The 14,740-nt window shown below is 50.3% G+C and carries 14 protein-coding genes and 1 riboswitch; of the genes, 7 read left to right on the forward strand and 7 right to left on the reverse strand.

Features of this window, described 5'->3' with window-relative positions; all coding sequences use genetic code 11:
• Window positions 1-70 precede the first annotated feature (70 nt).
• A riboswitch (TPP riboswitch) is annotated at window positions 71-174 on the reverse strand.
• Between the two features lie 29 nt (window positions 175-203).
• Both PDUR_RS12545 and PDUR_RS12550 read right to left on the reverse strand, forming a co-directional pair.
• A complete protein-coding gene (locus PDUR_RS12545) occupies window positions 204-1,145 on the reverse strand; it encodes an aminoglycoside phosphotransferase family protein (RefSeq protein WP_042206568.1) in 942 nt (313 codons plus the stop codon).
• A gap of 26 nt (window positions 1,146-1,171) precedes the next feature.
• A complete protein-coding gene (locus PDUR_RS12550) occupies window positions 1,172-2,029 on the reverse strand; it encodes a pentapeptide repeat-containing protein (RefSeq protein ID WP_042206569.1) in 858 nt (285 codons plus the stop codon).
• Window positions 2,030-2,450: 421 nt separating this feature from the next.
• Between PDUR_RS12550 and PDUR_RS12555 the strand changes: the two genes are divergently transcribed.
• Entirely contained in the window at window positions 2,451-3,404 is a 954-nt protein-coding gene (locus tag PDUR_RS12555) for an alpha/beta hydrolase (protein ID WP_042206570.1), read from the forward strand.
• Between the two features lie 131 nt (window positions 3,405-3,535).
• Here PDUR_RS12555 and PDUR_RS12560 read toward each other — a convergent pair whose 3' ends face one another.
• The 3 genes from PDUR_RS12560 to PDUR_RS12570 all read right to left on the reverse strand — a co-directional run bounded on the left by PDUR_RS12560 (window position 3,536) and on the right by PDUR_RS12570 (window position 5,815).
• Window positions 3,536-4,198, reverse strand: a complete 663-nt coding sequence (locus PDUR_RS12560; protein WP_042206571.1) for an S-layer homology domain-containing protein — start codon at window positions 4,196-4,198, stop codon at window positions 3,536-3,538.
• A gap of 99 nt (window positions 4,199-4,297) precedes the next feature.
• Complete coding sequence (locus PDUR_RS12565) at window positions 4,298-4,870, reverse strand: hypothetical protein (RefSeq protein WP_042206572.1); 573 nt, start codon at window positions 4,868-4,870, stop codon at window positions 4,298-4,300.
• Window positions 4,871-4,945: 75 nt separating this feature from the next.
• Window positions 4,946-5,815 carry an AraC family transcriptional regulator gene (locus PDUR_RS12570; protein WP_042206573.1) on the reverse strand — a complete coding sequence of 290 codons (870 nt, stop codon included), beginning with the start codon at window positions 5,813-5,815 and terminating at the stop codon, window positions 4,946-4,948.
• Window positions 5,816-6,067: 252 nt separating this feature from the next.
• On the opposite strand from PDUR_RS12570, the gene PDUR_RS12575 reads away from it, so the two are divergent.
• Complete coding sequence (locus PDUR_RS12575) at window positions 6,068-6,541, forward strand: Fur family transcriptional regulator (RefSeq protein ID WP_042206574.1); 474 nt, start codon at window positions 6,068-6,070, stop codon at window positions 6,539-6,541.
• A gap of 138 nt (window positions 6,542-6,679) precedes the next feature.
• Here the strand turns inward: PDUR_RS12575 and PDUR_RS12580 are convergent, their stop codons facing one another.
• Entirely contained in the window at window positions 6,680-7,513 is an 834-nt protein-coding gene (locus PDUR_RS12580) for a helix-turn-helix transcriptional regulator (RefSeq protein ID WP_042206575.1), read from the reverse strand.
• Between the two features lie 274 nt (window positions 7,514-7,787).
• On the opposite strand from PDUR_RS12580, the gene PDUR_RS12585 reads away from it, so the two are divergent.
• Genes PDUR_RS12585 through PDUR_RS12600 form a run of 4 tightly spaced genes read left to right on the forward strand, consistent with a single transcriptional unit; the run spans window position 7,788 to window position 12,321 of the window.
• Window positions 7,788-8,558 (forward strand): sugar phosphate isomerase/epimerase family protein, encoded by a 771-nt coding sequence (locus PDUR_RS12585; protein ID WP_042206576.1) that lies wholly within the window; start codon window positions 7,788-7,790, stop codon window positions 8,556-8,558.
• Window positions 8,551-9,684 carry a Gfo/Idh/MocA family protein gene (locus PDUR_RS12590; protein ID WP_042206577.1) on the forward strand — a complete coding sequence of 378 codons (1,134 nt, stop codon included), beginning with the start codon at window positions 8,551-8,553 and terminating at the stop codon, window positions 9,682-9,684. The genes PDUR_RS12585 and PDUR_RS12590 overlap by 8 nt, the downstream gene beginning before the upstream one ends.
• Before the next feature lie 30 nt (window positions 9,685-9,714).
• Window positions 9,715-10,683, forward strand: coding sequence for a sugar phosphate isomerase/epimerase family protein (locus PDUR_RS12595; protein ID WP_042206578.1), 969 nt, complete (start codon window positions 9,715-9,717; stop codon window positions 10,681-10,683).
• 15 nt (window positions 10,684-10,698) lie between these two features.
• Entirely contained in the window at window positions 10,699-12,321 is a 1,623-nt protein-coding gene (locus PDUR_RS12600) for a glycoside hydrolase family 13 protein (RefSeq protein ID WP_179945188.1), read from the forward strand.
• Between the two features lie 104 nt (window positions 12,322-12,425).
• Here PDUR_RS12600 and PDUR_RS12605 read toward each other — a convergent pair whose 3' ends face one another.
• A complete protein-coding gene (locus tag PDUR_RS12605; RefSeq protein ID WP_042206580.1) occupies window positions 12,426-13,289 on the reverse strand; it encodes an ornithine carbamoyltransferase in 864 nt (287 codons plus the stop codon).
• Window positions 13,290-13,717: 428 nt separating this feature from the next.
• Between PDUR_RS12605 and PDUR_RS12610 the strand changes: the two genes are divergently transcribed.
• Entirely contained in the window at window positions 13,718-14,728 is a 1,011-nt protein-coding gene (locus tag PDUR_RS12610; protein ID WP_042206581.1) for a LacI family DNA-binding transcriptional regulator, read from the forward strand.
• Window positions 14,729-14,740 lie beyond the last annotated feature (12 nt).

Genomic DNA, 14,740 nt, shown 5'->3' on the forward strand with positions numbered 1-14,740 from the left:
GTCAGAGAAATGAACGAGCCTCCAAGATATCTGCCGTACAAGCGCTAAACCTTGCGCGGCGTAGATAGGTAAGCTTTAGGTTCCACTTCCCTCCGCTGGTATAATCCAGATCAGGTTCCAAGGGTCCGAAGCTCGCGGCTTCGTCTCAGTCGGACGACTCCCCTAGTGAAATTGCGGTCTTTATTCGGTTATAAGCTTATTTACTATACCATATACCTAGCCGATCCCTCAATGTACCATTTGGGTCTCACGGACTCGAAACCGGCATGATCCTCCATCACGCGATGGATTCTGGCCATCATATCGTCCATTTCTTCAGGTACGAATTTAATGCTCCATACAACGGATGATATAAGGCCCATCGCTGTATAGAGGGAATATAGCTGCCAGAACGACTCATCCGGCTCCTGTCCCTGATGATATCCTTTAATCTGGCCTATGCAGAAAGGCACACTGACCTCCGAACTGAAAAAGCCGGCTTTGATGAATTCATGCACAGGGTCACCAAAATCCAGCCGGTTGAAATCGATAACGCCCGCCAGCCGATGATCTTGAACAATAAGATTTCCCGTATGGAAGTCGTCATGCTGAAGCAGATTCGGTGACTCCTTCATCAGCGGAAGGCAGCCCTCGATGAATTCCATCACTTTGGAGTCGCCGTGGATATGTACCCCGAGTCTATCGTATTCCTCCATATATCGCCGATGCTTTGCCGTTTTTCGCTCGGCCCACGAGGACATTCCGGGCGGCGCCTTGCATTGATGAATGGTTCTCAGTTCGTTACCCGCTTCGTATCCGATGCGATATTGCTCTTCAGGAGAGTAAAGCGGCAGTTGATCCGCTGCATCTTCGCCTTCTATATATGTAAGAACGTAATAACCAAGCCCGGTGTCAGGCAGTAACCCGATTTCCAGCGGCCTTGAGCATTTGACGCCGTAGGCTTCCATCTTTTTCAGCGCATCGAATTCGGCCAGCTTGTTCCTATATAGTCCGTCATCGAAGATCCTCAGCAGATAGCTGCTCCCGTTCTGCGTCACCCGGTATTTATGGTCGCCGGAATAGCCATTATTAATCGGCTCGATGCTTGCTTCTGCGTGCAGGAAGGGGACGCTGCGAAGTGTTTTTTCCGTAACACTGTTATCCATCGTATCGGCCTCCTTCGATCGCGCCATTATTTTGACCAATGATCGGGCTTGCGTAATGAAGGCGGCAGCTTGGTATTCCTATCGCCTTTAGCTGAATTAACTTGTGCTTGCGTAAGAAAAATGCTCCCTCTGAGATCAGCGCCGCTAAGGTCGGCATCTCTAAAGTCGGCGCCGATCAGATCAGTTACTCTCATGTCGGAATCTCTCAGGTCGGATGCAATAAGCAAAGCGCCTCGCAAGTTAGCTCCTCTAAGGTCGGCTCCTCTTAGATTTGCGCCTATGAGGTCACTGCCCCTGCGGATTTTGTTCTGTAATTTTTGATTGTTATTATGCTTCGGCGCAGCTTTTGCCCGTACCCGTTCACTTGCTTGCAGAAGCAGGTCATTGACAGTCGCCCGATGGGCGGGGACGTTAAGCTCCAGAACCGAGCGCGGATTCAGACGGGTGAGCTCTTCCGTTTTTTCAAGAACATTCCGCAAATCTGTATGAATCGGCCGAGTTTCTTCCAAACTGAGCGCTTCGTTCAAGTAATATTGCATTTCATGCAGCTGCTGCATTATAGGGAATACCTCAAACATTTCCTGTGCCAACGCCGGATGATCCCGCCAATCGTTTCCCGGATAGGTGATTTGGGACACCTTTTGACCCGCACCAAAGCATTCATATACGGTGCACCCCCGAAAGCCTTTTGTTCGAAGGTCTTTATGAATGCCGCAGCGAAAATCCGATTGCAAGTTCGGGCAGGGAGTACCCCCGGCTTTATCCATGGCAAAATCGGCTGATTTGGCATACGGCAATGCTGCGCAGCACAAACCAAAGCATTGTTCGCAGTCCGCGCTGAATGGATTAATCCTGTTGTCATTGTTGATTCCTGGATTGGACATTTCCTGCACTTCCTTTATGTAAAACTACTTCTATATTCTATAAAGGAATCGTGCTGGAAGTAAACCTTCTTTCAATTATTCTGCCCGAAGCTTCGACCCAACAAAAGCTCCACTGTCATTGTGGGGTGCTCTTTAAATGGTATTTCTCGTTTAGTTGAAGCGATAAACAAGCTACCGATATTTTTGGTCATTTTAGATTGATTGATCTATAAACGAGGGGGGTATCTTCCTATAACAACTCCGTACTTGTACGTTTTTGAAGCGTTATTTTCTTGATGAATTTAAACTGAATGTGTCTGATTCAAAAAAAGAAAGGAAGTTTAAACATGAACAATAATAGATACAAAGGCGGATTGGCTTGGAACATTCATCAAGAAGTTAGTTAGCCCAAAATAAAATGATAGAAGGAGATTGAAAAAACATGGAGAAAAAACTTGTTCTTGAGCAGGAAGCACAAAATTTTGTTAAGGCTACAGCCAATCCGCCATTCTTATTCGATCTAGGACCGGAACAAGGGCGAATTGCGGTCGACGAAGCCCAGGCGGGCGAGGTTCAAAAGCTAGACGTTGACATAGAAGATATCAGTATTACAGGTGGTCCAGGCGGCCACGTATCCATTCGGATTTTACGTCCGAAACATGCTGCTGAGAAGAATCTGGCTGTCATTCTGTACATACACGGTGCAGGTTGGGTGTTCGGCAACGCACACACCCATGATCGGCTGATCAGTGAACTGGCCGTGAAGAGTGGAGCTGCTCTTGTATTCCCGATTTACAGTCTGTCCCCTGAAGCGAAGTATCCTACGGCCATTGAAGAAATCTATGCTGTGCTGCAGTGGATCGCAGAGCACGGCAAAGAACACGGGCTTGATTCGGATCACATAGCCGTAGCCGGCGATAGTGTCGGCGGCAACATGACTGCGGCAATCACGCTGATGGCCAAAGAGCGCAGTGGTCCTGCTATTGGACAACAGCTCCTTTTCTACCCAGTTACGGATGCTTCATTTGATACGGAATCCTATCATCAATTCGCCGAAGGATACTTTTTGCGCCGGGACGGGATGATGTGGTTCTGGGATCAGTATACAAGCGATTCTGAGGAAAGAAACCAGATTACGGCCTCCCCGCTGAGGGCAACTACCGAGCAGCTTCGCGGTCTTCCGCCGGCTTTGATCATTACAGCCGAAGCTGATGTCCTGCGGGACGAGGGTGAAGCTTATGCGAATAAACTTCGAGAGGCTGGTGTTGATGTCACTGCGGTACGTTATCAAGGAATAATCCATGACTTCGTTATGTTAAATGCATTATCAGACACTGCCGCGGCCAAAAGTGCAATATCTCTAGCCAGCGCTTGGCTAAAAGACGGGTTTCAATAACCCTGCCGATAAGGAGGATGTATCTTGATGTCCTTCATAAAACAATGGACCTGATGAGGAAACTCCTTATCAGGTCTATTTGTATCCGTTTTTTTGCATCCTAATTGAATAATCATAAATGGCAATAAGGGCTACTTATTTCCGTAAGCCTTCAAATACTCCAGCGCATTATACAGCATAACCGCTGCCTCAGCCCGTGTGAGCTTGCTTCCCGGATTGAACTTTCCATCCTTGTCCAGCGTGTTGATCTTATATACGAGGGACCGCTGAATAGCGCCTTGGCTCGCAGGGTTGATTTGGTCCTCATCGGCAATTTTTGCCGGAGCAATCTTGATCATCGGCAGAATGTTGCCTTTTTCGAGCCCTTGAACGAGAAGAACGGTGAACTGCTCTTTGGTCATCGGTTCCTTGGGATCGATATTCGCAGGGATTTCAACGCCGTTATAGTACGCGTTAATAAAAGCCTTGGCATACCACTCGTCATCTTTGACCTTGGTGAAAATATCGCTTGCTACGGGAGCCTTTACGAATCTAATGGCGTCAAGATTAAGCTCCAGACCGCCCGAAATGAACTGGATGCCTTCCGCCGAGCTTATGACAGACTTCGGCATAAAACGCGATCCGTATACTCCTTTAACGAGCCCACGGTCTTTCAGACTAGCGATTTTATCCTTACCCTGAACGGAACCGATATCAGTGAATTCGCTGCCGGCGGCAAAGCTTTCGCTTCCTGCCGAGAGCATCATTATTGCGCTGATTGAAAAGGCTGCTAAAGACTTTTTAGTTGATATCATACTGCTGCACCTCCTGCTGAGTACGGCTTGGGAAGCCGCCATATTCTCTAAACGGAGGACAGGCTGGAAAGGTTGCGGGAGGGAGGACGGAAAGGCTAATTAATCCAATTCACGGAACAAAAGATTACGGTAAGGATAATGGGAATCGCTGTACTTGAACAGGAGAGCAATTCCCGACTCCTCAATCTTCACCGACCGCAGCCCTCGGGTCCGGACCAAACCGCGAACCATGGAGGTAACCGCCTTGCGGTCACCTTGGCGAATGCCCCGGGCAAGAGCGGCAGCGAAATTCCGGTTAAAGGCAAGCTCGCGGTACAGCGGCAGGACAGCGCGGGCAATCCGGCGGTGTACCTCCGTACTGAACGTAAACTGTACCAGTCCCGGCGGGATGGTAGTACCGTTTGTATAGGACGCAATAGGCAGCGGAAATGTATAGGTAATAAAATAACCGATGGCGTTTGTACCGTATCCCTGCCGGGCGGCCTGAGGCGACGCGAGCTTCAGCAGGGAATGCATAAGCCCCAGGTCGGCTCCGACGACCGCGCGGGACCATGCGCTTGCATAGCTCCGGTTTCCGGCGATTGCCCGGTAGAACGGCAGCATGCCCTTCGCCACTTTGACCAGTACGTCCGCCGTAACGAACGCATCACTTTTTTTCGTCTTCTTAAGCACCCGGTAATCCTCCTTACAGATAAGGGATCTGCTATAAGGTATGGGCTCCGGGCACACATCCGTATGGGCTTTTGCTCAAGAAAGCGGAATAAATATTTTGATCCTCATGTCCTCTGGGAACGTGGAGTTCCGCACATCGGTCACTTCAAAATCAGGCCCTTCCCCGCGATCGTAATTCGAATGGGGGAGCCATACACCGTAAATGAAATCCCGCATCTTTTGAATATTCCAGGCTGGGCCATAGGCTTTGAATTCGGCGTATTTTCCTTCCGGTAGATCGAATTTGATGTACTGACCGTCCGGCACTTCCGCGCATTCCCCTGCTTCCTCACCTACAATAAAGGAGAATCCGCCGTCATCCTGAAAGCGGCAGGAAACGCCGTAGACCATATCTGGCGCCAGTCTATCCGGGAGATGCAGATAGCGGCCGTTCCTTCCGAATTCGTCGTAAAAACCGGGGATATCCCGGTAATGCCGCCCTTCATTCAGATTTGTCTGATATTCACAGCCGATGATCCGTATGCGGTTCTTATGGATAATTTCCGGTTTGCCCATCTCGAATTCTTGGTCTTTCCTTCCCAGGTCATCCAGGAAACTGATCGGAGGCTGACTGGCGAAAGCCTGATTCTTCTTCCGGTATTTCCCTGGTGTCATCCCGAAATAGCTCTCGAAAGCGCGCGTAAAAGCCTCCTGGGAATGATATTGATAGGCCAGGGCAACCTTGAGAATGCCTTCATCCGAATCTGACAGAAGGCGGGCCGCTTCGGTGAGCCTGCGTTTGCGGATGTACTCCTGTACGGTAAAGCCCGAAATAGCGAGAAACAGGCGCTGAAAGTGGAAAGGGGAGAAGGAGGCCGATGAAGCGATGTCGCGCATCCCGATTTCCTTTTGAAGATTTCGCTCGATATAATCCACGGCTTTTTGAATCTGCTGATAGTATTGCATGGCGGCAGTCCTTTCTGCGATTGTATAGGACTATTATAAGCGGATCGCTTCCGGTTTTTTTGACTTGAAATGCGATCCTTTGGCGCGGCTGCCAGGGCTTGCCTCTTTCCTTTTTGCTGTACATTTGATATGCTTATTATAATAATTCTTATCTAGGAAGTTTTACGATTAACATCCGGGTATTGAACTAGAGAAAGACATGCTTCGCCGGAAGCGAGCAAGACTTTACCGTCCGAAAGGGAGGAATTTGTCATGAATCCTATGGATACGATCACCCAGCAGTTTGCCGCGCATAATTATAAGCTGACCTCGCAGCGCGAAGCTATCGTCAAGGTGCTTCTCGACAACGAGAAGGACCACTTAAGTGTCGAAGAGGTATATATGCTCGTCAAGGGAAGCTTCCCGCAGCTTGGACTAGCGACAGTATACCGGACGCTTGAACTGTTATGCGAACTTCATCTCGTTGAGAAAATGAACTTCGGCGACGGTGTATCCCGTTACGACCTGCGCAGCGAAGAACATGAACATATGCATCATCATATGATCTGCGATTCCTGCGGCAAAGTGGCCGAAATCAAGGACGACTGGCTTGCGGAACTGGAGGAGAAACTGGAAAAGGAATACGGCTTCTCCGTAACTGACCATCGCCTCGATTTCAAAGGCACTTACCGGATCTGCACGGGCAGCGGGTGCAAACGCTCGAAGGAAGGTCAGGCGATATCGTAAGCAGGCATAACCGGAGCAGCCATCATTCGATACTTGAAGATTATAAGAAAAAAAGGAGTGTTCCGCCGGAATGGCAGGACGCTCCTTTTTTTGCCTATTTTAAAGTCGCATATTTTAAAATCGCTAGCTCGTCCTCCCCTACATAAGCGCAGGCGCATCCAACTCCCTGCCATGCGTGCGGAACTGTTTGGGCGACATGCCGAACCGTCTGCGGAACTGCCGGTGAAAATACGTATAGTTCACGAAACCGCAGGCTTCTGCGATATGCTCTAGTGGCATCGGACTGTATACAATCCGCTCCCTGGCCATTTCCAGGCGGACTTCATTTACATATTTGACGATGGTCGTACCGAAGGCCTCCTTGAACAGATGGACAGCGCGCGAGACGGAAATGCCGACATAGGCCGCGACGTCTTCCAGATGGAAAGAAAGCGCCGCATTTTCCTCAACAAACTGCTTCATCCGGTAAGCCAGATATCCTCTTGTAGAGACGGAGGGACGGTCTACGGTAAGACGGTCGATCTCCATGCACAGAATCTGCAGGTAACAGCTTGAGATTTCCGGGGAAAAATCGGACAGGCGGCGCTGTTCCAGCACGAGCTGGCGGAAAAGTCCGACTAATGCGTCATTAAGCGGAATCTGCATAAGCGAAGACCGCAGGCGGCTGTTCCACCACCGGTCAATCCACTCCCCCCGGCAAAAGATATGATAATCCCCGCTTTCGACGCGCGGCTCGCCAAGAGGAAATTTCTCTTTGTCGATAATGAGGTTGTATGGAACGCCAGGCGGAATGAGCATCAGGCCGCCGCTCTCAACACGCGTGATCTCACCGTCAATCAGGGCGCTGCAGCCCCCTTCGGTCTGAAGGCGAATGAGATAATGGGGGAAGCCTTCCGCTTCTGACATTTGGAAAGGTTTATGATGGAAGGAGAATCCGGCGGTTAAAATAGTACAAGGTGCTTCGCTTTGCATATGTCCTCCTCAGGCAGCTAAAAGATAATCAGATTGTTCATGTTTTAATCATATTATTCATTTTATTATATTTGCTTTCAGATTACGATGATACTAGTTCTCGGGCAGCGAAAAAAATTCAAAAAACGCAAAAACCGCCCAAAAATTAAAGGGAACCTGTGTACATTGGCGTTCTAATCCCGTGAGGATCAAGGTGCAGCTGATGTATAGATAAACTCTTATTGTTCAGGTAAACAACAATGCTCAATTACATGCTGCGGGAGTGATGACAGAAATGATGAAGATCGGTTTGCAGCTCTACACGGTTAGAGAAGAACTGGAAAGGGACTTTGAAGGAACTCTTCGCAAGGTGGCCGAACTGGGCTATAGCGGCGTTGAATTTTTTAATTATTTCGGCCGGAGTGCTGAAGAAGTTATGGCGCTGCTTGAAGAAACCGGGTTGACCGCTATAGGAGCGCACAGGCCCTATGATGCTCTGCTGGAGAATGCCGATGCCGAGATCGACTACATACTTAAGCTCGGCAGTCCATTTCTGATCGTACCCTATCTCACTGAGGAGCAGCGGAGCGATTGGAGCAGCGTTGCGGCCAATTTACGGATTCTCGGAGAGAAATGCCGGGAGAAAGGCGCCGTGCTGCTATATCACAACCATGATTTTGAGCTGCGGGAGAAGAGCGGCGGGCTGACGGCGTTCGACTATCTGTACCGGGAGGTTCCGGCAGATCTTCTCCAGGTTGAAATGGATACCTGCTGGGTGTATTACGGCGGTTACGATCCTGTGCAGTATATTGGAAGTTACGCGGGACGTCTGCCTCTGATTCACCTGAAAGATATGAAGCGGCAGGAGGACGGTTCGGCGGAAACGGTCGTGCTTGGCGAAGGCGAAGTGAATCTTGCTGCCATTCTGGAGGCGGCGGAACAGGCCAGCGTCAAGTGGGCCATTGTGGAGCAGGACTTCTGCAGCCGGCCGCCGCTGGACAGCGTAGCGGATAGTATAAAGTGGCTTGAAACAAACTATAAACAAGGAGGCAATATTCATGTCTAACACACTTAAAATCGCAATTATCGGCTGCGGAGGTATCGCAAACGGCAAGCACCTGCCAAGCCTCTCGCGTCAAAAGAACGCTGAACTGGTCGCTTTCTGCGATATTATCGAAGAACGGGCTCAGGAAGCCGCAGAAAAATATGGCGCGGAAGGCGCCAAGGTGTATACGGACTACCGGAAGCTGCTGGAAGACGGCGGCATCGACGTAGTACATGTATGTACGCCGAATGACAGCCACTCGGCAATTACGGTTGCGGCGCTCGAAGCCGACTGCCACGTCATGTGCGAGAAGCCGATGGCGAAGACGACGGCTCAGGCGCAGGAAATGCTGGACGCTGCCCGCCGGACCGGCAAGAAGCTGTCTATCGCCTACCAGAACCGTTTCCGCAATGACAGCCAGTATTTGAAGGAGTTGTGCGAAAGCGGAGAGCTGGGCGAGATTTACTATGCCAAGGCGATTGCGCTGCGCCGCCGCGCGGTGCCGACTTGGGGCGTATTCCTGGACGAAGAGAAGCAGGGCGGAGGCCCGCTAATCGACATCGGCACGCATGCGCTTGATTTGACACTGTGGATGATGGACAATTACAAGCCGCGCAGCGTAACCGGCTCCGTCTTCCATAAGCTCGGACAGCGGGAGAACGCCGCTAACGCGTTCGGTCCGTGGGACCCGGAGCAGTTCAAGGTTGAGGATTCCGCGTTCGGCTTCATCACGATGGAGAACGGAGCGACGATTGCGCTGGAATCGAGCTGGGCGCTGAACGTCGCCGAGTACGGCGAAGCGAAGACACTGCTGTGCGGAACGGAAGCCGGGGCCGATATGACTGACGGACTTCGCATTAACGGCGAACGCTCAGGCCGTCTGTATGAGACGAATATCGAGCTTACTCCGGGCGGAGTCGCCTTCTACTCGGGAGATGAAGAAAGCGAAGCGGACCGTGAAGCGCGTCTGTGGCTTGAAGCGGTGACCCTAGACAAAGAACCGCTGGTCAAACCGGAGCAGGCGTTTGTGGTTACGCAAATTCTGGAGGCTATTTATGAATCTGCACGCACCGGACGGACCGTATATTTTGACGGAACCCAGGACAATCAGCCTCAGGAAGCCGCTCAAGCGGTGCTGAATAAATAAGACGATAAACGGAGAGGGGAAACGCAATCCATGAAACTTGGCGTATTTATGGTACTGTTCGGGGGCCGCAAGCTGGAGGACGCGCTGGACTATGTGGCGGAAAAAGGAGTTAAAGCGGTAGAGATCGGCACAGGAGGCAATCCCGGAAAAAGCCACTGCGATCCGAAGCTGCTGCTTGAAGACGAGCGCGCACTTAAGGAGTTCAAGCATGCGGTGGAGTCGAGAGGACTGATCATCAGCGCGCTCAGCTGTCACGGCAACCCGCTGCATCCGCAAAAAGCGCTGGCGCAGAAGGATCACGAGGATTTCTTGAATTCTGTAAAATTGGCTGAAAAGCTGGGTGTTCCGGTTGTCAACACGTTCTCCGGCTGCCCCGGAGACCATGAGGATGCGAAATATCCGAACTGGCCGGTTGCGCCTTGGCCGAATGATTTTCAGGAAGTGCTGAAATGGCAATGGGAGAATAAAATCATTCCTTACTGGACGGAGACGGGGGCTTTTGCGGCTGAATATGGCGTCAAGGTTGGTCTTGAGCTGCACGGCGGCTTTTCGGTGCATACGCCGGCGACGCTGCTCCGCCTGAGAGAAGCGGCGGGTGAAGTGATCGGCGCCAATCTGGACCCGAGCCATATGTGGTGGCAGGGCATCGATCCAGTGCAGGCCATCCATATCCTGGGCCGGGCCGGAGCGATTCATCACTTCCATGCCAAGGATACGGTCATTGATCCGATCAATGTCAATAAGTACGGCCTGACCGATATGCAGACCTATGACAACATGCTGGACCGCGCCTGGCAGTTCCGTACCGTTGGCTACGGCCATGATCTGAAGACCTGGGCGGACATTGTCAGCGCGCTGCGTCTGGTTGGCTATGATTATGTCGTCAGCATTGAGCATGAAGACGGGTTGATGTCGATCAATGAAGGCTTCTCCAAAGCGGTCGACAATCTGAACCAGGTGCTAATTCAGGAGCAGCTCGGCGAAATGTGGTGGCTGTAGGTAAGGGGGATAACAGTGGGAAATAATAAATGGTGGAAAGAAACGGTAGTCTATCAAATCTACCCTCGGAGCTTTCAGGATACGAACGGAGACGGCATCGGAGACCTGAAAGGAATTATCTCCAGACTGGATTATTTGGCGGAGCTTGGAATCGGTGCCATCTGGCTTTCTCCGGTATGCAAATCGCCCCAGGATGACAATGGCTACGATATTTCCGATTATCAGGATATCGATCCGATGTTCGGTTCGCTTCAGGACATGGAGACGCTGATTAACGAGTCCAAGAAACGAAACATCCGAATTGTCATGGATCTTGTGCTGAACCACTCGTCCGACGAGCATCCTTGGTTTCTCGAAGCAAAGAAAAGCAAGGACAATCCGTATCATGATTACTATGTCTGGAGAGACGGGGTGGAAGGAACGCCGCCCAACGATTTGCGAAGCTGCTTTGGCGGGTCCGCGTGGGAGTGGGTGCCGGAGCTGGGGCAGTATTATTTGCATCTGTTCTCTGTGAGGCAGCCGGACCTCAACTGGGATAATCCCAAAGTCCGGCAGGAGATTTACGATATGATCAACTGGTGGATGGATAAGGGAGTGGGCGGTTTCCGGCTCGATGTAATCGACCTGATCGCCAAAGAGCCCGACCGGAAAATCACCGCCAACGGCCCGAATCTTCACAAGTATATTCAAGAGCTCAGCAGGGAAACTTTTCAAAAGGGAGATCTGCTGACGGTAGGCGAAACCTGGGGCGCTACTCCAGAGATCGCCAAGCTGTTCAGCAATCCGGATGGCAGTGAATTCTCCATGGTGTTCCAGTTCGAGCATATCATGCTGGATGAGCAGGAAGGGAAAGGGAAGTGGGATCTTGCGCCGCTGGATTTCCTGAAATTAAAGCAGGTGCTGTCCAAATGGCAGACGGAGCTGAAGGGCGAAGGCTGGAACAGCCTGTTCTGGAACAACCACGATCTGCCGCGCATTGTCTCCCGCTGGGGAAATGACGGAGAATACCGCGTGGAGTCGGCCAAAATGCTGGCCACCCTACTTCATGGCATGCATGGCACCCCTTACATTTATCAGGGTGAAGAGCTGGGCATGACGAATGTGCACTATCCTATTGAGGATTTCCGCGACATCGAGCTGCTTAACCTATACAAAGAGCGGATCGAAAGCGGATACGCCCACGAAGATATTATGGAGTCGATTTACGCCAAAGGCCGCGACAATGCGCGTACGCCAATGCAGTGGGATGCTTCCGAACATGCGGGATTTACAGCGGGCCAGCCTTGGATTCGGGTCAATCCGAATTACACGGAGATCAATGCGGCGGGCGAATTGGAGAATCCGGACTCCATATTTCATTATTATAAGAAGCTGATTCGGCTCCGCAAGGAAAATAACGTAATCGTTTACGGCGACTACAAGCTGCTGTTCCCTGAAGATAAGGAATTGTTCGGTTATACCCGCACGCTGGGTGAGACCACGCTGCTCGTGCTGTGCAATTTTTATGGAAATACCGTTTCATATGAAATACCTGAAGAGCTGGCTGGAGAAAAGGAGTTGCTGATCTCCAACTACAGCGATGAAGTTTCCGCCGGTACGCTGCGTCCTTACGAAGCAAGAATGTACCTGCTCAAATAAGCTGGAATAAGAAGACCTCCATGAATCCTAGTATAGGTTCAGTGGAGGTCTTTCTTGTTATACGGCGCCGAGCCTCATTAGAGGTCCAGTGCTTGTCAGGTTCATTAAGTAGCCGCATGTTTGGAGTGATACAGGCAGTACAGCATAATGGCCTGCTGGACATACAGAAGACCTTTTTTAAATTCATATCCTACAAAATAATCTGTATCAATCACATCCGCTGCGACCTCTTCCCCTCTGAAAAAGGGCGGACACGGATTGAGCAGCGCACCGGGCTTGGCCGTCCGCATCCGCTGTAAATTTAACTGGTACTTCCCTATGTATTCGGCAGTCCGGAATTCCTCCGGCAAAGAATCGGTCAGCAGGATGTCGCTGTCTTGTAATATCCCTTCCAGACGGGTATGAAACGTATAATTGGCGGTTTCCGGCCCAAGCGCATTGCCCTCAGTGCAGACGTGGTGGAAGTTTAAATTCATCCTCTTCGCCATGCTCATCCATGTCCGGCTGATGTTGCTTCCCGGGCCCACAAAGGTATAAACCAGGTCCTTGTAATCCGGTCTCCGTCTGCTGATTGCATAGAGGTCGGACATAATTTCGCACGGGTGATTCTCCGAAGTCATCGCATTAATGACAGGAATCGAAGCATAACGCGACAGTTCCCGAAGCTTATTGAGGTCCGGATGCCGGATTATGGCCGCGTCGGCCCAGTTCTCCATATAGCCTATGACATCTGCAAGGTGTTCTCTCTTGTTCAGAGCTTCCGGGGACATGCAGATACACTCACCCCGCAGATCGCGGATGCCTTTCACAAAGCTTACTCTCGTGCGAAGACTGGTTTCGGGAAATAATAAAACGAACGTTTTTCCTTGAAGCAGGGGTTGCTCCCGGTTCTGGCAAAGCCGGTCGGCCAGGCCAAAAATTTCTTGGATCTGTTCCGGCTTACACTCCTCAATATCCAGAAAATTCACGGTAATCACGTCCTTGTATAAAAGATGGGCGAGTCTGAATAGCGAAAAAATATAGTAAAATATGTATTAGTATACACTAATTATTATGAATAGTGATATGATAAACATTCTAAACTCCCTCAGTGCAGAGGAGAATTTTAACACTGAATACCTATCGATATATGTAATGTAAGATGACAAAACTAAAAATTTAATTAAAGTGTGTCATTTATATTGACATTCATTTATTCCCGATAGTATTATTATCGCAAATACCAATTGTATCGAAGATGAAAGATTCAGAAATGTTGTTTTCGTTTGCGGGAAAAGGTTTTCCTTCTTTTCTTAAGTGCTTAACCGACAGTTGAAAAAGGTAAGTAACGAAACTTTTCTCTTTTTTTTGAGTGTGAGGAAAAGGTTTTCCTGATTATGACAAAGGGGGTGAAAGCATGTCATTTACAATCAAGGATGTGGCCAGACTGGCGAATGTCTCTATAGCCACAGTATCGCGGGTGCTGAACCGGAGCAAGCCTGTCAGTCCTGAAGTGCGTGACAAAGTCATGAAAGTGGTGGACGAGCTCGGATACAATCCGAATCCCGTGGCCCGGACGCTGATTATGAAGGAGAGTATGCTGGTCGGTGTGCTGATTTCGGATGTCGCCAATACCTTTATTTCGATGTTTGTTCGCGGCATTGAAAAAGAACTCTTCCAGCATGGCTATACGACTCTGCTCTGCAATACGAACGGGGATACGGAGGTTGAACTCCATTATTTAAATCTGCTTCGTGATAAGTATGTGGATGGCGTTGTACTGTTAACCTCCGCTCCGAAACAGGAGCAAATCGATTTCTTCGATAAGAACGATATTCCCGTTATATTCTCCAGTCACACGGACAAGGACGGCCGGTTCTCTTGCATCAACATCGATGATTACCAGGCCACCTATGATGCCGCAAAGTATCTGATCGGGCTGGGTCACCGCAGCATCGCTTTTTTCAGCGGACCGATGGAGTATTACCAAACGGTTGAGCGGTATAACGGCTATATGCAGGCTCTGGCCGATCACGGCATTGAATACCAAGAAGGATGGCTCTTTGATAAGGATTACGACCTTGATTCGGGTTACAAGAGCGGGATGGAACTGTTCGCGCGGGTGGATCGGCCGACAGCTGTCTGCTGTGTCAGTGATATGGTTGCCATCGGGGCGATCCGGGCGGCGGAGGACAGCGGTCTGCGGGTCCCGGAGGATGTATCGATCATGGGATTTGACGATATTCCGATTGCCGGAGCTTATCGTCCCAAAATAACGACCGTACGCCAGCCGGTGTACGAGCTGGGCTCCGGGTCCGCGCAAATGCTGCTTAAACAAATTCGGGAAAAAGGAACCGGAAGCTGTGAATCCAAAGTGCTTCCCCATGAAATTATCGTAAGAGAAAGCTGCCGGGCGCTGACTGACTAAAGTCTTTCTTAT

It is taken from the genome of Paenibacillus durus (assembly GCF_000756615.1).
Lineage (GTDB): Bacteria > Bacillota > Bacilli > Paenibacillales > Paenibacillaceae > Paenibacillus_AQ > Paenibacillus_AQ durus.